This is a genomic window from Bradyrhizobium cosmicum (genome assembly GCF_007290395.2).
Lineage (GTDB): Bacteria > Pseudomonadota > Alphaproteobacteria > Rhizobiales > Xanthobacteraceae > Bradyrhizobium > Bradyrhizobium cosmicum.
Genome location: NZ_CP041656.2, coordinates 217,371 through 234,773, shown reverse-complemented (window position 1 = coordinate 234,773; position 17,403 = coordinate 217,371). Strand labels below are relative to the sequence as shown.

At 64.7% G+C, this 17,403-nt stretch carries 15 protein-coding genes; 9 read left to right on the top strand and 6 right to left on the bottom strand.

Going from position 1 to position 17,403, the window contains the following annotated elements:
* The first annotated feature begins 7 nt into the window (after positions 1–7).
* From FNV92_RS01080 to xth, 3 genes are all read left to right on the top strand, one after another.
* Positions 8–2,485, top strand: coding sequence for a DNA translocase FtsK (locus tag FNV92_RS01080; RefSeq protein ID WP_143842574.1), 2,478 nt, complete (start codon positions 8–10; stop codon positions 2,483–2,485).
* A 152-nt stretch (positions 2,486–2,637) separates the two neighbouring features.
* Positions 2,638–3,393: an outer membrane lipoprotein carrier protein LolA gene (locus FNV92_RS01075; RefSeq protein WP_143842575.1), complete on the top strand. Its 756-nt coding sequence runs from the start codon at positions 2,638–2,640 to the stop codon at positions 3,391–3,393.
* A gap of 208 nt (positions 3,394–3,601) precedes the next feature.
* A complete protein-coding gene (gene xth / locus FNV92_RS01070) occupies positions 3,602–4,417 on the top strand; it encodes an exodeoxyribonuclease III (protein WP_143842576.1) in 816 nt (271 codons plus the stop codon).
* 57 nt (positions 4,418–4,474) lie between these two features.
* On the opposite strand, the gene FNV92_RS01065 is transcribed toward xth, so the two are convergent.
* Positions 4,475–4,918 (bottom strand): cyclic nucleotide-binding domain-containing protein, encoded by a 444-nt coding sequence (locus tag FNV92_RS01065; protein ID WP_014438856.1) that lies wholly within the window; start codon positions 4,916–4,918, stop codon positions 4,475–4,477.
* 58 nt (positions 4,919–4,976) lie between these two features.
* Positions 4,977–5,663: a response regulator transcription factor gene (locus FNV92_RS01060; RefSeq protein ID WP_008142830.1), complete on the bottom strand. Its 687-nt coding sequence runs from the start codon at positions 5,661–5,663 to the stop codon at positions 4,977–4,979.
* Positions 5,664–5,864: 201 nt separating this feature from the next.
* On the opposite strand from FNV92_RS01060, the gene FNV92_RS01055 reads away from it, so the two are divergent.
* Entirely contained in the window at positions 5,865–6,434 is a 570-nt protein-coding gene (locus FNV92_RS01055) for a L,D-transpeptidase family protein (RefSeq protein ID WP_168213399.1), read from the top strand.
* 6 nt (positions 6,435–6,440) lie between these two features.
* Entirely contained in the window at positions 6,441–7,226 is a 786-nt protein-coding gene (locus tag FNV92_RS01050) for a 2-keto-4-pentenoate hydratase (RefSeq protein WP_143842578.1), read from the top strand.
* A 48-nt stretch (positions 7,227–7,274) separates the two neighbouring features.
* On the opposite strand, the gene FNV92_RS01045 is transcribed toward FNV92_RS01050, so the two are convergent.
* A complete protein-coding gene (locus FNV92_RS01045) occupies positions 7,275–7,964 on the bottom strand; it encodes a YggS family pyridoxal phosphate-dependent enzyme (RefSeq protein WP_143842579.1) in 690 nt (229 codons plus the stop codon).
* 109 nt (positions 7,965–8,073) lie between these two features.
* Between FNV92_RS01045 and FNV92_RS01040 the strand changes: the two genes are divergently transcribed.
* Entirely contained in the window at positions 8,074–9,771 is a 1,698-nt protein-coding gene (locus tag FNV92_RS01040; RefSeq protein WP_143842580.1) for a diguanylate cyclase domain-containing protein, read from the top strand.
* A 3-nt stretch (positions 9,772–9,774) separates the two neighbouring features.
* Here FNV92_RS01040 and FNV92_RS01035 read toward each other — a convergent pair whose 3' ends face one another.
* Positions 9,775–10,821 (bottom strand): GGDEF domain-containing protein, encoded by a 1,047-nt coding sequence (locus FNV92_RS01035; protein WP_186355520.1) that lies wholly within the window; start codon positions 10,819–10,821, stop codon positions 9,775–9,777.
* Between the two features lie 191 nt (positions 10,822–11,012).
* Between FNV92_RS01035 and leuS the strand changes: the two genes are divergently transcribed.
* The 3 genes from leuS to holA all read left to right on the top strand — a co-directional run bounded on the left by leuS (position 11,013) and on the right by holA (position 15,265).
* Entirely contained in the window at positions 11,013–13,637 is a 2,625-nt protein-coding gene (leuS, locus tag FNV92_RS01030) for a leucine--tRNA ligase (protein ID WP_143842581.1), read from the top strand.
* Complete coding sequence (gene lptE / locus FNV92_RS01025) at positions 13,624–14,175, top strand: LPS assembly lipoprotein LptE (RefSeq protein ID WP_143842582.1); 552 nt, start codon at positions 13,624–13,626, stop codon at positions 14,173–14,175. Before leuS ends, lptE begins: the two co-directional genes overlap by 14 nt.
* Positions 14,176–14,236: 61 nt before the next feature.
* Positions 14,237–15,265 (top strand): DNA polymerase III subunit delta, encoded by a 1,029-nt coding sequence (holA, locus tag FNV92_RS01020; RefSeq protein ID WP_143842583.1) that lies wholly within the window; start codon positions 14,237–14,239, stop codon positions 15,263–15,265.
* 228 nt (positions 15,266–15,493) lie between these two features.
* Here holA and FNV92_RS01015 read toward each other — a convergent pair whose 3' ends face one another.
* Together FNV92_RS01015 and FNV92_RS01010 are read right to left on the bottom strand one after the other, a co-directional pair.
* Positions 15,494–16,381, bottom strand: a complete 888-nt coding sequence (locus tag FNV92_RS01015) for a ParB/RepB/Spo0J family partition protein (RefSeq protein WP_014438847.1) — start codon at positions 16,379–16,381, stop codon at positions 15,494–15,496.
* A gap of 158 nt (positions 16,382–16,539) precedes the next feature.
* Positions 16,540–17,394: a ParA family protein gene (locus FNV92_RS01010; protein ID WP_014438846.1), complete on the bottom strand. Its 855-nt coding sequence runs from the start codon at positions 17,392–17,394 to the stop codon at positions 16,540–16,542.
* Positions 17,395–17,403: the final 9 nt, after the last annotated feature.

Here is a 17,403-nt window from a genome sequence, read left to right as displayed (position 1 = left end):
GGGGCCCATGAGCATGTCGGCGATCGAACGTGTCATTCCCCTGGTCGGCCATCTGCCGCCCTCGATCCGCGAGGCGCTGGGCCGGCGCGTACGCGAGCTCGCCGGCTTCGGCCTGATCACGCTGTCTGGCGTCGCCTCTGCCGCGCTGATGACCTGGTCGGTGCAGGATCCCAGCCTCAGCCACGCCACCTCGCGGCCGATCCGCAACATCCTGGGCTATGCCGGCGCGATCGGCGCCGACCTTGCGATGCAGATCCTCGGGCTCGGCGCGATCATGCTGATCCTGACCGTCGCGGTCTGGGGCTGGCGCATGCTGACGCATCGCCCGTTCGACCGCGAAGCGCTGCGGCTCGGCTCCTGGATCCTCTGCACGGTGATCGCAGCGGGCTTCGTCAGCTGCTGGCCGCATGGCGGCGCCTGGCCGCTGCCGACCGGCCTCGGCGGCGTGGTCGGCGATGCGCTGGTGCGCGCGCCCGCGGTGATCTTCGGACCCGCCGGCACGATCTATCGCATCGTGCTCGGCACGATCCTGTTCGCCGCGATGGCCGCGACCTTCCTGGTCGCCTGCGGACTTGGCGCACGCGAGCATGACGATGAACTCGCGGAGATCGAGGATGACGACAAGCCGCTCGACGAGGACGAAGAGGGCGATCGCGGTTCGGTGTCGCTGGGCTGGCTGTTCCACGCGCTGATGAGCACCAAGGCGCGGCTGATCTGGCTGTGCGGTGCCGCTTACCGCTCGCTGGTCTCGAGCGGACCGAAGACCAAGGCCGTTTCGTTCAGCCGCCAGGAACCGAATCTCGGAGGCGGCCGTGCCGCGCCGTCGATCTCGCCGCAGTCCCAGGACGAAGACGACAAGGACGAGCCCGAAGAAGTGGAAGACGAGGAGGAGGAAGAGGAAGAGCCCGCCGCGCGCGCCCCGCGCAAGAAGGCCGCGCCGAAGTCCGCTTCCAAAAAGTCCTCCGACAAGTTCGAGCTTCCGTCCGTGTCCGTGCTGGCCGCGCCGAAGGCCGGTGATCGCCAGCCGCTCAGCAAGGCCGAGCTGGAAGCCAATTCGCGCTCGCTCGAAGGCGTGCTGCAGGATTTCGGCGTGCGCGGCGAGATCGTGAAGTCCAATCCGGGTCCTGTCGTCACGCTGTACGAGCTGGAGCCCGCGCCGGGCATCAAGTCGTCGCGCGTGATTGGACTTGCCGACGACATCGCACGTTCGATGAGTGCGCTGTCGGCGCGTGTCGCGGTCGTGCCGGGCCGCAACGCCATCGGCATCGAGCTGCCGAACGCACATCGCGAAAAGGTCTATCTGCGCGAGCTGCTGGTCGCCAAGGAAACCGTCGACTCGGTTGCGAAGCTGCCGCTCTGCCTCGGCAAGACCATCGGCGGCGACCCCGTCATCATCGACCTCGCGCGCACCCCGCACATGCTGATCGCCGGTACCACCGGCTCCGGCAAGTCGGTCGCGATCAACACCATGATCCTCAGCCTGGTCTACCGGCTGCGCCCGGACCAGTGCCGCCTGATCATGGTCGATCCGAAGATGCTCGAACTCTCCGTCTATGACGGCATTCCCCATCTGCTCACGCCCGTCGTGACCGATCCGAAGAAGGCGGTGGTCGCGCTGAAATGGGCGGTGCGCGAGATGGAAGAGCGCTACAAGAACATGGCCAAGCTCGGTGTGCGCAACATCGACGGCTACAACACGCGCCTGCTCGAATTGAAGGCCAAGGGCGAAGAGCCGACGCGCACGGTGCACACCGGCTTCGACAAGGAAACCGGCAAGGCGATCTACGAGGAAGAGAAGCTCTCGCTCGACCCGCTGCCCTACATCGTCATCATCGTCGACGAAATGGCCGACCTGATGATGGTCGCCGGCAAGGATATCGAAGGCGCGGTGCAGCGCCTCGCGCAGATGGCCCGCGCCGCCGGCCTGCACGTGATCCTCGCCACGCAGCGTCCGTCGGTCGACGTCATCACCGGCACCATCAAGGCGAACTTCCCGACCCGCATCGCCTTCCAGGTCACATCCAAGATCGACAGCCGCACCATTTTGGGCGAGATGGGCGCCGAGCAGCTGCTCGGTCAGGGCGACATGCTCTACATGGCCGGCGGCGGCCGCATCAGCCGCGTGCACGGACCGTTTGCCTCGGACGAGGAAGTCGAGAAGGTGGTGCGCCACCTCAAGACCCAGGGCCAGCCGGAATATCTCGAAGCTGTTACCGCCGAAGAGCCCGCCGAGGACGAGGACGGCGCGGTGTTCGACGCCAGCGGCATGGGCGCGGATGGCGGCGGCGACCTGTTCCAGCAGGCTGTTGCCATCGTCAAGCGCGACCGCAAGGCCTCGACCAGCTACATCCAGCGCCGCCTGCAAATCGGCTATAACCGTGCCGCGTCCTTGATGGAGCGCATGGAACTGGAAGGCATCGTCGGACCCGCCAACCACGCCGGCAAGCGCGAGATTCTGGTCGAAGAAGAAGACAGCCATATGTGAGGCGAGCCGCCTCAGAACACTATTTCACGCAAAAACGTTATCTGCTTTTGCCCGAAATCACGCTAAAAAGACGCCCAGCCAACCAGGACGACGCGTTGATCAGACATCCGGACATTCGATTCGCTGCCACCCTCGCTGCGCGAGGCGCGCGCATGGCCGGCGTGCTTCTCGTCACCGCCGCGATGGTGACCGCAGCGTCCGTTGCGCAGACCGTGCCTGTGCCGAAACCAGCGCCGAAGGGCCGCGACGGTGGCGCGCCCACCGGCGGACCTGCCGTCACCGGCGCGACGCAGACGCCGCCGAATCCGATCATCCCTGATCCGCGCCGCAACGTGCCGAGCAGCATCTTCCAGACCTTCGACGCCAACCAGAAGGCACAGGCGGCCAAGGTCAGCGCCTACCTGTCCTCGCTGTCGACGCTGGTCGGGAATTTCGTCCAGGTCGGCCCCGACGGCAGCAAGACGCAAGGCGACTTCTACATTCAGAAACCCGGCAAGGTGCGCTTCGAATATGACGCGCCGAGCCCGATCGACATCGTCGCCGATGGATCGTCGCTGGTGGTGCGCGACCGCAAGCTGGCCACGCAGGACGTCTATCCGCTGTCGCAAACGCCGCTGCGCTTCCTGCTGTCCGACCGCATCGACCTGATGAAGGACACCAACGTCGTCAACGTCTCGGCCGACGACGTTTTCGTCAGCGTCACCATCGAAGAGAAGCAGGCGCTGGTCGGCACGAGCCGCCTGATGCTGATGTTCGGCGCCAAGGACGGCCAGTTGAAGCAGTGGACCGTCACCGATCCGCAGGGCTACGACACCACGATCGCGGTCTACAATCTCGACGCGACCAAGAAGCTCGACCCCGGCATGTTCAAGATCGATTTCACCAATTACGGCCAGTCGCCGGGTTAGCCCGGTCTCGTGTCCCGGACGCGACGCAGCGCGCAGCGGTGCGGCGCAGAGCCGGGACCCAGACTCCCTCACAGCTGGGCCCCGGCTCTGCATAGCGTCACTTCGTGCCGCGCAGCGTCCGGGGCACGAGATTGTCGTGGATGGCCAGAGTCAGCCTATCGCACGCAGATGCTTTCCCCACGCCAATCCATGCTAAGACGCATCTCTCATGCGTTTTTCCCTGACAACCTGGAACATCAATTCGGTGCGGCTGCGCATCGACCTAGTCGCAAAGTTTCTCAAGAGCGCGCGGCCGGACGTACTTTGCCTGCAGGAGACCAAGTGCATCGACGATGCCTTTCCGCTGAAGCGCTTCAAGCGGCTCGGCTATGAGCATGTCGCGCTGAACGGACAGAAAGGCTATCACGGCGTCGCCATCGTCTCGAAGATTCCGTTCGAGTCGACGGACATCCGGACCTTCTGCGACAAGGTGGATTCGCGCCATATTTCCGTATCCTTCGGAAGCAAGGCCAACATCGCAAAGCCGCTGGTGCTGCATAATTTCTACGTGCCCGCCGGCGGCGACATTCCCGATCCCGCGCTGAACGAGAAGTTCGACCACAAGCTCCGCTTCCTCGACGAGATGAAGGCCTGCGAGCCGTTGCATCCGCGCGGCGAGGATCGCCACATCCTGGTCGGCGACCTCAACGTCGCGCCGCACGAGAACGACGTGTGGTCGCACAAGCAGCTCTTGAAAGTCGTCTCTCACACGCCTGTCGAGACCGAGAAGCTAAAGGCCGCGCTCGAAGCCGGCGAGTGGGTAGACGTCGCACGCGATCGCATCCCGATGTCGGAAAAGGTCTACACATGGTGGAGCTACCGCTCCGCCGACTGGACCGTCGGCGACCGCGGCCGCAGGCTCGACCACATCTGGGTCTCGCGCGCGCTGAAGGATGCGGTCAGCGATTTCAGGATCTTGCGCGACGCGCGGAGCTGGGAACGGCCGTCAGACCACGTGCCTGTCACGGTGACGCTGGAGGTTTGAGTCCCGTCATTCCGGGACGCGACGAAGTCGCGGGCCCGGAATGACGACGGGAGAGAGCTACGAGGTCAGCTTCGCGCCCGCCATCAATATATCGCTCGCAATCTGACTCGACCGCACCGCGAATTCGTCGCGCAGGCGAACGGCCGCCGCGGGGTCGCTTTCGAGCACGCGTTGAAACAGGCTGCGCGCGACGCGGATGACGGAGGCGTGCTCGATCGCGATCGCGCTCGACGGCCGCTTCATCGGCACCACCAGCGCGAGCTCGCCGATCAGCGCGCCGGGACCCGCGATCATTTCGGCACCGGCGCCGTCGTCGACCCGGAAGGCGCCGCGCTGGACCACGTAGCCGGCATCGGCATCGTCGCCGAGATTGAACAGGACGTCGCCGCGGACGAAGTTACGCTGCTCGGAGCCGATCGCCAGCATGCGCAACGAGGCGTCTCCCAACAGGCGCAGTGTCGGGACACGCTCGAGAAGCGCTACGTCGTCGTCGATTGACATTCAGGTCCGGGGCTCTAAGGGCATGCGATCTAAAACGATTCGCACGCCCTTGAAGCTATCACGGCACCAGCTTGTAGCCACCGGCTTCCGTGACCAGGATTTCCGGGTTGGCGGCGTCCTTCTCGATCTTCTGGCGGAGACGGTAGATGTGGGTTTCCAGCGTGTGGGTGGTGACGCCGGAATTATAACCCCAGACCTCCTGAAGCAGGGTCTCGCGCGAGACCGGCATCTGGCCGGCCCGGTAGAGGAAGCGAAGGATCGCCGTTTCCTTCTCGGTGAGGCGGACCTTACGCGCATTGGCCGCTGTCAGCATCTTCGAGCCGGGGCGGAAGGAGTAGGGGCCGACCGAGAACACCGCGTCCTCGCTGGCCTCGTGCTGGCGGAGCTGGGCACGAATGCGCGCCAGCAGCACGGCGAAACGGAAGGGCTTTGCGACATAGTCGTTGGCGCCGGATTCCAGCCCCAAAATCGTGTCGGAATCGGTGTCATGCCCGGTCAGCATGATGATCGGGGCCTTGAAGCCGCCTTTGCGCAGGGAGCGGACAACCTCGCGGCCGTCGGTGTCGGGCAGGCCGACATCCATCAGAACGAGATCGGGGGAATTGGCCTTCGCGGCGCTCGCGCCCTTGGCGCCGGTATCGACGGCGGAGGCTTCGAATTCTTCGTGCAGCGATAATTGCTCCACCAACGTATCGCGCAGATCGGTATCGTCATCCACGATGAGGATCTTGCGGGCATTGGCCATAGGGGGTCATCCTTTTGGAGTCCGACTCGGCGCGCATGCATGCTGCACCCAGCCGCGAGGGAAAGTTAGGGGTCGCCGTTATATTTTTGTTCGTGTTGAAGTAGTGGGCTGTTACCGATTCACAAGCCAGAACCACTCTAACCCAGAATAGCAGGCCGTTTTGATGAATGTCCTGTAATGAATTCGACATCGCACGCTCATATGAAAAAGAAAGCTGCGTCAGTTGGTTACACCAGGAATCGGACCTTGGGGCCGCTTCCGGCGATCCGCGTTAAGCCTGCTGCGGGGAATCCGCGCCGGGGTTGGTTGACGGCAGGGTCGTTGACGATTCCGGTGGCGCTGGGGAGAGGCGGCATCCTGGCCAACAAGCGCGAGGGCGATGGCGGCACCCCGAGGGGCAGCTTCCGTCCCAGGCAATTGTGGTGGCGGGGCGACCGGCACCGCCGCCCGCAGACCTTCCTGCCGGCACGGGCCATCGGCGACACTGACGCCTGGTGCGAGGACCCCAAGGACCGCCATTACAATCAGCCGATCCGGCTCGATCGGGAGCAGGGCGGCGACCGGCTCAAGCGGGCCGACCAACTCTATGACTTCATCATCGAAATCGACCACAACACCCGGCCGCGGATCGCCGGCCGCGGCAGCGCCGTGTTCCTTCATCTGGCGCGCGACAATTTCGGCCCGACCGCGGGCTGCGTCTCCATGACCAGGGCGGCGATGCTGCAATTGTTGCGACGGCTTGGGCCAAGAACAAAAATCATCATCGGGTGAGGACACATGCTCGACAAGGACCAGATCGCCGCCGCATCGCGCCTGCTCGTCCAGCACTGGCGTGACGGCACCAAGCTCGACTCGCTGGAGAGACATTTGCGGCCGCAAAGCCGTGCTGACGGTTACGCCATCCAGGCTGCGCTCGAAACGCAGTCGCTTGGAAACCTGGTCGGCTGGAAGATCGCGGCGACGAGCGAGGCCGGACAGAAGCATATCAATGTCGCGGGCCCGCTGGCCGGTCGCATCATGAGCGACACACTGATCGCCGATGGCGGCACCGCGTCGATGAAGGGCAACGAGATGCGCGTCGGCGAACCGGAATTCGCCTTCCGCATGGGCCGCGATCTGCCGCCGCGCGCGACCCCGTACAGCGTCGACGACGTGCTCGCCGCCGTCGATACCCTGCACCCCGCGATCGAGATTCCCGATTCGCGCTTTGCCGACTTCGTCAGCGCGGGTGAGGCGCAGCTCATCGCGGACAATGCCTGCGCGCATCAGTTCGTGCTGGGCTCGCCGACGACCGCGAACTGGCGCGCGATGGACCTCGTCGAGGAGCGGCCGCAGATCACGCTGCACGGCAAGAACTACACCGGCCACGGCAGGAACGTGCTGGGCGACCCCCGTGCTGCCTTGGCGTGGCTTGCCAACGAGCTGCGCGGACTCGGCATCACCTTGCGGGCAGGGGAGGTGGTGACGACAGGCACATGCCATCCACCGCTGCCGATTCAAGTCGGCGATCATTTTGCGGCGGACTTTGGCGTGCTGGGGAAGGTATCGGTGGGGTTTGTGTAATCACCACCGTCATTGCGGTTGCTTGGCGCAAGCCCGCCCCAACGACAACTACCGGTGCCCGAAGATCGCGCTCCCCACGCGGACGTGGGTGGCGCCAAGCATGATGGCTGTGGCGAAGTCCGCACTCATGCCCATCGAGAGCTTCTTCAGTCCGTTACGCTCCGCGATCTTGGCGGTCAGCGCAAAATGCGCAGCCGGCGGCTCGTCGACCGGCGGAATGCACATCAAGCCGGAAATCGTCAGCCCATAAGTGTCGCGGCAGCTCGCGATGAAGGTGTCGGCCTCGCCGGGAGCGATGCCGGCCTTCTGCGGCTCCTCGCCGATATTGATCTGGACGAACAGCTCCGGATGCCTGTTCTGGGATTCGATTTCCTTGGCTAACGCCTGGCAAATGCTCGGGCGGTCAACCGAATGGATGGCATCGAACAGCGCGACCGCCTCCTTCGCCTTGTTGGATTGCAGCGGCCCGATCAGATGCAGTGCGATATCCGGGTGAGCAGAGATTAACGCAGGCCACTTGCCCTTGGCCTCCTGCACGCGATTTTCGCCGAATACGCGCTGTCCGGCGGTGATGACCGGCATGATTGCATCTGCCGCGAACGTCTTGGACACTGCGATCAGGGTCACCGAGGCGCGCTCGCGCCGCGCGTCCTTGCAGGCGCGGGCGATTTCGGCTTCGACCGCGGCGAGCGCGTTTGGTGAATGGCCGGTTACCGGCGCGGCGTTGGCTTCTGTCATGAGGGTCGATTGTTTGCGCTCGTTACCGCGGTAAGTCCAATTTTACCGAGTTCAAGAAAGAGTTTTTGAACCCTTCGCTTTACCTTGGCCCGCGGGGTGGGTAGCGAAGATGGCCAACGTCAGTTTCAACCGCAAACGAGCGAAACTCAAGCAGGTTCTCGGAATCCGGGCCCGGCTTGCGTTGCTCGCGTTGATTCTGGTGACGCCCTTGATGCTGGAGCGCATCCGTTCGCTCGAGGACACGCGAGCCCGGCAGATCGCGCAGGCCACGGCCGAGTTCACGACCGTCGCAAGGCACAGCGCCGACGCGCAGCGCGAGGTGATCTCGTCGGTCGAGACCATCCTGAAATCGGAAGCTTTCATCCGGGCATCCGCCGGCGGCATCAGCAAGAGCTGCGACGTGCTGCGCGCGAGCCTGCCGTCGAACCTTCCCTGGATCCGCACGCTGCTGATCGCGGGCCAGGACGGCCGCATCCAGTGCGCCACCAACAACATGTATGTCGGCCTCGACCTCAGCGACCGGCCCTACTTCCAGCAGGCGCAGGAGACCGGCCGCTTCGTGCTGAGCGACTTCATCCTGTCGCGGCCCGTGTTGTCGCCGACCGTCATGGCGGTCTATCCCGTATCCGCCTTCAGCGGGACGGCGGATGCCGTCGTGCTTGCGACCGTCAACCTCGACTGGATGTCGAAGGTGATGAACAATCTCGGCGGCCGCGCCGGCATCACCGCCGTGCTGGTCGACAGCGCCGGTACCGTGCTGGCGGCGCCGGCCGACCAGCATGGTGCGATCGGCCGCCCCCTCGACAACATGCCGCTGATGTCCGCGATCGCCGACAAGGCGCTGCGGTCGAACCAGGATGAAGGCTCACTCTCTTTCCTGGCCGCCGACGGCTCCCGCCGCGCGGTCAGCTACATCCGCATTGCCGGCACCAATGCGCGCCTGATCGCAAGCATCGACGAGGACAAGGTGTCCGCGGCGGTCAGCCGCGACATTCGCACGGCCTATCTCCAGCTCGCTTTCGTCGTTCTGTTCGTCCTGCTCGGCGCGCTGATTGCCGCCGAGAAGCTTGTGATCAAGCCGATCGAGATGCTGGCCGACATGGCCAAGCGTCTTGGCGAAGGCGACCTGTCGGCGCGCGCGGCGCGCAACCGCCTGCCGGCCGAGTTCGTGCCGCTGGCCCGCGCGTTCAATGCGATGGCCGCGCAGCTCAGCCAGCGCGAGCGCGAGCTGATCGCGAGCAACGACCGGCTGACCGTGATGGCCTCGATCGACATGCTGTCGGGACTCGCCAATCGCCGCGGCTTCCAGAGCCGGCTCGACTTCGAATGGATGCGCGCGCAGCAGTATAACAGCGACCTCGCGCTGCTGATGATCGACGTCGACCACTTCAAGCTGTTCAACGACACCTACGGCCATCTCGAAGGCGATTCCTGCCTGACCCGCCTGGGCGAATCGCTGTCGGGCATCGCCGCCGACACGATGGGCTTTGCGGCGCGCTATGGCGGCGAGGAGTTCTGCCTGCTGCTGCCGAACACCGACGTGAACCGCGCCGTCGAAATCGGCGAACAGGTGCGCGCGGCCGTGCTGAGGCTTTGCCTGCCGCACATCACCTCGGCGCACATGATCGTCACCGTCTCGATCGGTGTTGCCGCCACGAAGCCCAACGAGACCCTGCGCCCCGGCGATCTCATCGAAGCCGCGGACGCTGCGCTCTACGCCGCAAAACATCGCGGCCGCAACAATGTCGTCGAGCACGGCATCCAGGTGATCGAGAACGGCGCGGCCGACATGATGATGGCAGGTTGATCGCTAACCCGCGGCTGCGGCGCGATCGAGCTCGCTCTCCGTCACCACGCGATTGCGGCCGCCACCCTTGGCGAGATAGAGCGCGCGGTCGCAGCGCTCGATCAGATCGGTGATCGCTTCGCCGGTCCGGTACTGCGCCACGCCGATCGACACGCTGATGCTGGGCAGCATCTCGCCGGTCGAGCGCCGCGTGATCGTGCATTCGGCGATCGCGCGCCTGATGACCTCGGCGATCTCGGCGCAAATGGCGAGATCGGCATCCGGCAACACCGCGATCAGTTCCTCGCCGCCATAGCGCGCCGGCAAATCCTGCTGACGAACCTTTTCGCGCAGCACCCTCGCCATCAGCCGCAGCACCTGGTCGCCGACGCTGTGACCGAAATTGTCGTTGAAACTCTTGAAGTGGTCGATGTCGAGCAAGAGCACGCTGAGCGGCTCGCCCCAGTCCGCCGTCGTCTGCGCTTGGCGCAGGAACTCGTCGAGCGCTCGCCGGTTTGCGAGGCCCGTCAACATATCCGTCCGGGCGCGCTCCTCGGATTTGGAGAGCGAATCGCGAATCACGTCGAGCTCGCGGGTCTTTTCCGCAAAGCCTGCCTCGAGCCGTGTCGCTCTCGTCGCGGCGCGCGCCAGCTCGTTCATGAGCTGACCGACCAGCACCTTCGGATCGACGCCGGCGTTGCCCTGGTCGGTCACTTCGCTGATCGCCTGGATCTGGGATTGGTTGTCCGCGATCGCGGTCGCCAGAAACTCCTTCGCTGCGCCCATCAGGGTATGCAGCCGCTCGGACGTATTGACGGCGACGGCGCTTACCTGGGGCGCGACATAGGTCTCGAACAGATTCCGATTGGTCCCGGCGTCGAATGGGCGATTGTGGTCGATCAGGAGATCCACGGCGTTGCGCAAATCGTCCTGGCTGCCTGCAAAATACCGGAACCAGACGGCAAAATTGGCCGGCGTCGGTGGAATCCGCTGCTCGGCCATGCTCCGCATCGCCCGTCCGGCGATGGACGCGGCATAGTCGTGATCGGGATCGTCGAAGCCTGAATCCATTGCCTGGCGGGTGCTGTTGGCGGCCAACCTCGCACCGCCCCCTTAACCCGATCCCAACAAGCTGCACCGTAGTTTTGCGGAGCAGCCTTGCGGCGTGCCGGCGCCAGCGGCAACCCATTGACCCCTTGAGGACTTCTATGGCCTAGTCCGCCGTCTTTAGGCGGCCCAAACCACGAAAACCGAACGATTCCATGACCTCCGAACGCTACAACGCCCGCGACGCCGAACCGCGCTGGCAGGCCGCCTGGGACGACCAGGCGATCTTCGTTTCCAAGAACGACGATTCGCGGCCGAAATACTATGTGCTGGAAATGTTCCCCTACCCGTCCGGGCGCATCCATATCGGCCATGTCCGCAATTACACGCTCGGCGACGTGCTGGCCCGCTTCATGCGCGCCAAGGGGTTCAACGTGCTGCACCCGATGGGCTGGGACGCTTTCGGCCTGCCGGCCGAGAACGCCGCCATCGAGCGCAAGGTCGCCCCGAAGGCCTGGACCTACGACAACATCGCCGCGATGAAGAAGCAGCTCCGCTCGATCGGGCTGTCGCTGGACTGGAGCCGGGAGATCGCGACCTGCGACCCCAGCTACTACAAGCACCAGCAGAAGATGTTCTTGGACATGCTCGCCGCCGGCCTCGCCGAGCGCGAGAAGCGCAAGCTCAACTGGGATCCGGTCGACATGACCGTGCTCGCCAACGAGCAGGTGATCGACGGCCGCGGCTGGCGTTCGGGCGCCGTTGTCGAACAGCGCGAGATGAGCCAGTGGGTCTTCAAGATCACGAAGTACTCGCAGGAGCTGCTGTCGGCGCTGGATGGGCTGGACCGCTGGCCCGACAAGGTCCGGCTGATGCAGCGCAACTGGATCGGCCGCTCCGAGGGGCTCTTGATCCGTTTCGCGCTGGATGCGGCGACGACGCCCGCCGGCGAGAGCGAGCTGAAGATCTTCACGACACGCCCCGACACGTTGTTCGGCGCAAAATTCATGGCGATCTCGGCCGACCATCCGCTGGCGCAGGCAGCCGCCGCGAAGAACCCGAAACTCGCGAAGTTCATTGCCGACATCAAGAAGATCGGCACCGCGCAGTCGATCATCGACACCGCGGAGAAGCAGGGTTTTGACACCGGCATCCGCGCGGTGCATCCGTTCGACCCGAACTGGAAGCTTCCGGTCTATGTCGCCAACTTCGTGCTGATGGAATACGGCACCGGCGCGATCTTCGGTTGCCCCGCGCACGACCAGCGCGACCTCGATTTCGTCAACAAGTACGGTCTCGGCAACACGCCGGTCGTCTGTCCCGAGGGCCAGGATCCCAAGACGTTCGTCATCACCGACACCGCCTATGACGGTGACGGCCGCATGATCAATTCGCGCTTCCTCGACGGCATGACCATCGATCAGGCCAAGGACGAGGTTGCAAAACGCCTGGAAACCGAGCTGCGCGGCAACGCGCCGGTCGGCGAGCGGCAGGTCAATTTCCGCCTGCGCGACTGGGGCATTTCGCGCCAGCGCTATTGGGGCTGCCCGATTCCGGTGATCCACTGTCCGAAGTGCGACGTGGTGCCGGTGCCGGCTGCCGACCTGCCGGTGGTGCTGCCGGAAGATGTCAGCTTCGACAAGCCGGGCAACGCGCTCGATCATCACCCGACCTGGAAGCACGTCGCCTGCCCGAAATGCGGGGCTAAGGCACAGCGCGAAACCGACACCATGGACACCTTCGTGGATTCGTCCTGGTACTTCGCGCGCTTCACAGATCCCTGGAACGAGGCCGCGCCGACGACGCCCGCCATCGCCAATCGGATGCTGCCGGTCGACCAGTATATCGGCGGCGTCGAGCACGCGATCCTGCATCTGCTCTACAGCCGCTTCTTCACCCGCGCGATGAAGGCGACCGGGCATATTGCGCTGGACGAGCCGTTCGCCGGCATGTTCACGCAGGGCATGGTGGTGCACGAAACCTATCAGAAGGCCGACGGCACCTATGTGCAGCCGGCCGAGGTGAAGATCGAGGTCGGCGGCAACGGGCGCCGCGCCACGCTGCTGACGACGGGCGAAGACATCCAGATCGGTGCGATCGAGAAGATGTCGAAGTCGAAGAAGAACACGGTCGATCCCGACGACATCATCGAGACCTACGGCGCCGATGTCGCCCGCTGGTTCATGCTGTCGGACTCCCCGCCCGACCGCGACGTGATCTGGAGCGACGAGCGCGTCCAGGGCGCCTCGCGCTTCGTGCAGCGGCTGTGGCGGCTGGTGAATGACGCGGCGGAACTCGGCAAGGGCGCGCCGGCGGCCCGGCCGGCTTCGTTCGGGCCTGATGCGACCGCCTTGCGCAAGGCCGCCCATGGCGCGCTGGACAAGGTCACCAGCGGTATCGAGCGACTGCACTTCAATGTGTGCCTGGCCCATATTCGCGAGTTCGCCAATGCGTTCTCGGAGATCCTCCAGCGTCCCGGCCAGCCCGCCCCCGACTTGGTGTGGGCGATCCGGGAGGCCAGCCAGATCCTGGTCCAGCTGTTCTCACCGATGATGCCGCATCTGGCCGAGGAGTGCTGGCAGGCCCTGGGCCACAGCGGGCTGGTTTCCGAGGCCAATTGGCCCCAAATCGAACGCGATTTGCTGGTTGAAGACAGTGTGACCCTGGTGGTCCAGGTCAACGGCAAGAAGCGGGGCGAGGTCACAGTTGCAACAGCGGCGCAGAATCCGGAAATCGAGGCTGCCGTTTTGGCGCTTGATGCGGTAAAATTAGCCTTGGACGGCAAGCCCGTCCGCAAGGTGATTATCGTCCCCAAGAGGATCGTGAATGTTGTCGGCTAGGATCCGCATCGCAGCCCGCCTGCTGGCAATCGCCGCTCTGGCGGCGCTGACGGCCGGCTGCTTCCAGCCGATGTATGCCGAGCGTACCGACGGCACCCCCGGCCTGCGCGAGAAGCTGATGGGGGTCGATCTGCCGCCGATCTCCAAGGCCAACGCCTCGCGCGAGGCGCGCATCGGCGTCGAGGTCCGCAACGCTCTGGCTTTCAAGCTGTACGGCACAGCCACCGGAATGTCGCCGACCCACCGTCTTGAGATCCGCTTCACGACCAACAAGTCGTCCCTGATCGTCGATCCCAATACCGGCCTGCCGAGCAGCGAAAACTACGGCATCGACGCCCAGTACAATCTGATCGAAGTCGTGACCAACAGGTCGGTGATGACCGGAACGACGTTCTCGCGCGTGTCCTACGATATGCCCGGCTCCTATCAGCGCTTCGCCCGCAACCGCGCCCTGCGCGATGCGGAGGATCGTGCCGCGAACGAGATCGCCGAGAACATTACGACGCGGCTCGCCTCATTCTTTACTGCGGGTACGTAGTTCATCCCTGTCATTCCGGGGCTCGCGCTTCGAGCGCAGGGCATGACGACTTTGAGGCGGCATGGTCGCACTCCGCGGAAAAGAGATCGACGCCTTCCTCGCCCGCCCCGATGCGGGCCGGCCGATCATCCTGCTCTACGGTCCCGATGCCGGCCTCGTGCGCGAGCGCGCCGATGCGCTGATCGCCTCCGCCGTCGACGATCCCAACGATCCTTTCGCGATGGTCAAGCTCGACGGCGACGAGCTCTCGGCCGAGCCGTCGCGTCTGGTCGATGAAGCCATGACGGTGCCGCTGTTCGGCGGTCGTCGCGCCATCCGCGTCCGCGCCGGCTCGCGCAGCTTTGCCAGCGGTATCGACACGCTGGCGGAAATGGGCGTGAAGGATTGCCGGATCGTGATCGAGGCGGGCGAGCTGCGCCCGGAATCGCCGCTGCGCAAGGCCTGCGAGCGCGCCAAGACGGCCGTGGCGATCGGCTGCTATCCCGACACCGAGCGCGATCTTGCCAAGCTGATGGAGGACGAGCTCCGCATCGCGAATTTGCGGATCGCACAAGATGCCCGCGCGGCACTGATGTCGTTTCTCGGCGGTGACCGCCAGGCCTCGCGCAACGAGCTGCGCAAGCTCACCCTCTATGCTCATGGCAAAGGCGAAATCACGCTGGATGACGTGATGGCCGTGGTCGCCGATGCATCCGAACTGAAGCTCGATCCGATCGTCGATGGCGCCTTCGCCGGCCGGCCCGATATCGTAGAGACCGAATTCGCAAAGGCCATGATCGCCGGCACCTATCCCGGCGTGATCATCTCGGCCGCACAGCGACAGGCCGCGTGGCTGCACAAATCGGCGCTCGCCATCGCCGACGGCACGCCGGCCTCCGCCGTGCTCGACGGCGGATTTCCGCGGCTGCATTTTTCGCGAAAGCCGGCCGTCGAAACCGCGCTGCGCAATTTCAGCGTGACGCGGCTCGCCGCAATCATCGAGCAGCTGGCGATGGCCGCGCTCGACACCCGCAAGCAATCCACCCTCGCCGCCGCCATCGCCCAGCGTACGCTGATGGCGATCGCCGCGAACGCGAAGCGGCGGGGATAGGCCCCACTCTCTCCTCCTCATTGCGAGCGCAGCGGCGCAGCGAAGCAATGACGATGTGGGGACAGATGCGCGCCACACACTCCGCTGTCGTCCCCGCGAACGCGGGGATCCATAACCACAGGGAGTAGTTTGGCGGAGACTCGCAGTCCGTTACGACTACCCGATTTAATCGAGGGATCCCGCGGTATGGGTCCCTGCGTTCGCAGGGACGACAGCGGTGGCCGAAGCCTACAGCGCGCCCTTGGCCAGCCGCTTCATCACCTCGTCGAGCTGGTCGAGGTTGCGGTAGTTGATCTGCACGGAGCCGCCGGGGTCGCGGTGACTGACCGTGACCTTGAGGCCGAGCGCATCGCTGACGCGCTTTTCCAGATCGATCGTGTCGGGGTCCTTTTCCTTCCCCCCAGGGCTGCGCGCCTTCTGCGGCTTGCGCTCCGGCACCCCCTCCTCGTGCGCCAGCGCTTCCGCCTGACGGACGTTGAGGCCCTCCTCGACGATGCGCTTGGCGGCAGCGAGCGGATCGGGAACACCGATCAGCGCGCGGGCGTGGCCTGCCGTCAGCTCGCCGGTCGCGATCAAGGCTTGCACCTCGGCCGGCAATTTCGTCAGCCGCATCATGTTGGCGACGTGGCTGCGGCTCTTGCCGACGACTTTTGCGATGTCGTCCTGGCTGCGTTTGAACTCGTTGGCGAGCGCATGGTAGCCCTGCGCCTCCTCCATCGGATTGAGGTCTTCGCGCTGCACGTTCTCGACGATCGCAAATTCCAGCGCATCGCTGTCGCTGATGTCGACCGGCACGATCGGCACGTCGTGAAGGCCGGCCATCTGCGAAGCACGCCAGCGCCGTTCGCCGGCAATGATCTCAAAGCGATCCTGTGCGCCCTTCACGGGGCGCACGACGATCGGCTGGATCACGCCGTGCTGCCTGATCGACTCGGACAGCTCCTTGAGCTCGGTGTCCGAAAAGGTGCGGCGCGGGTTGCGCGGGTTGGGCTTGATGAATTCGATCGGCACCTTGCGCTGCGCGCGTGGGCGATCGACATGCTGCGCCTCGCCGCCGACGTCACCGATCAGACTTGCAAGACCGCGGCCCAGTCGCGAACGCGCTTCATCGGCCATCGCCAGCTCCCTTGGATTCACGGTGCAACACTCCAGAACTGAATTTCGAATCGTGGATCGTGGAGCGGATTAGCGCAGCACAATCCGCCACAGATTTACTCGAGGCGAGAGACATGGCGGGTTACGCTGCGCTAACCCACCCTACGGATTCTCGACTATCAATGCGTGACGCGCAGCTCGCGCTCGCGCTGGATCACTTCCGTGGCGAGCCGCAAATAGGCTTCGCTGCCGACGCATTTGAGATCGTAGACCAGCACCGGCTTGCCATAGGACGGCGCTTCCGAGATGCGCACGTTGCGCGGGATCATGGTCTTGTAGACCTTCTCGCCCATGAACTGACGGACGTCGGCGACGACCTGGTTCGAGAGGTTGTTGCGCGAGTCGAACATGGTCAACACGATGCCGTGGATCGACAGGTTCGGATTGAGCGTCGAACGCACCTGCTCCACCGTCTGAAGCAATTGCGACAGACCTTCGAGCGCGAAGAACTCGCACTGGAGCGGCACCAGGATCGCGTCCGACGCCGCCATTGCATTCACGGTGAGCAGGTTGAGCGAGGGCGGGCAGTCGATCAGCACATAGGTGTAGTCGGCGTCCGGCGAGACGTTGTTGTTGAGCGCACCGATGGCGTCGCGCAGCTTGAACGCGCGGCCCGGCGTGGTGCCGAGCTCGAGCTCGAGGCCGGAGAGATCCATGGTCGAGGGCGCGATGTGCAGCCGCGGCACCGCGGTCGACACGACGGCTTCGCGCAAGCTCGATTCGCCGATCAACACGTCGTAGGTCGAACAGGAGCGGTTGCGGCGATCGATGCCGAGGCCGGTGGAAGCGTTGCCTTGCGGATCGAGATCGACGATCAGAACACGCTCGCCGATCGCAGCGAGTGCCGTGCCGAGGTTGATCGCCGTGGTTGTTTTTCCCACGCCGCCCTTCTGATTCGCCAGCGCCAGGATGCGCGGGTGGCCCTGCGGCACCTCGGCGGCTTGTTGTTGCTGCGGCTCGTCAATCACGCTCATCGCAAATTC

Bases quoted from the DNA above. Each gene is read 5' to 3' on its own strand.
- FNV92_RS01080 (WP_143842574.1), top strand. From the start codon at position 8: ATGAGCATGTCGGCGATCGAACGTGTCATTCCCCTGGTCGGCCATCTG.
- FNV92_RS01075 (WP_143842575.1), top strand. From the start codon at position 2,638: ATGGCCGGCGTGCTTCTCGTCACCGCCGCGATGGTGACCGCAGCGTCC.
- xth (WP_143842576.1), top strand. From the start codon at position 3,602: ATGCGTTTTTCCCTGACAACCTGGAACATCAATTCGGTGCGGCTGCGC.
- FNV92_RS01065 (WP_014438856.1), bottom strand. From the start codon at position 4,918: ATGTCAATCGACGACGACGTAGCGCTTCTCGAGCGTGTCCCGACACTG.
- FNV92_RS01060 (WP_008142830.1), bottom strand. From the start codon at position 5,663: ATGGCCAATGCCCGCAAGATCCTCATCGTGGATGACGATACCGATCTG.
- FNV92_RS01055 (WP_168213399.1), top strand. From the start codon at position 5,865: ATGAAAAAGAAAGCTGCGTCAGTTGGTTACACCAGGAATCGGACCTTG.
- FNV92_RS01050 (WP_143842578.1), top strand. From the start codon at position 6,441: ATGCTCGACAAGGACCAGATCGCCGCCGCATCGCGCCTGCTCGTCCAG.
- FNV92_RS01045 (WP_143842579.1), bottom strand. From the start codon at position 7,964: ATGACAGAAGCCAACGCCGCGCCGGTAACCGGCCATTCACCAAACGCG.
- FNV92_RS01040 (WP_143842580.1), top strand. From the start codon at position 8,074: ATGGCCAACGTCAGTTTCAACCGCAAACGAGCGAAACTCAAGCAGGTT.
- FNV92_RS01035 (WP_186355520.1), bottom strand. From the start codon at position 10,821: ATGGATTCAGGCTTCGACGATCCCGATCACGACTATGCCGCGTCCATC.
- leuS (WP_143842581.1), top strand. From the start codon at position 11,013: ATGACCTCCGAACGCTACAACGCCCGCGACGCCGAACCGCGCTGGCAG.
- lptE (WP_143842582.1), top strand. From the start codon at position 13,624: ATGTTGTCGGCTAGGATCCGCATCGCAGCCCGCCTGCTGGCAATCGCC.
- holA (WP_143842583.1), top strand. From the start codon at position 14,237: ATGGTCGCACTCCGCGGAAAAGAGATCGACGCCTTCCTCGCCCGCCCC.
- FNV92_RS01015 (WP_014438847.1), bottom strand. From the start codon at position 16,381: ATGGCCGATGAAGCGCGTTCGCGACTGGGCCGCGGTCTTGCAAGTCTG.
- FNV92_RS01010 (WP_014438846.1), bottom strand. From the start codon at position 17,394: ATGAGCGTGATTGACGAGCCGCAGCAACAACAAGCCGCCGAGGTGCCG.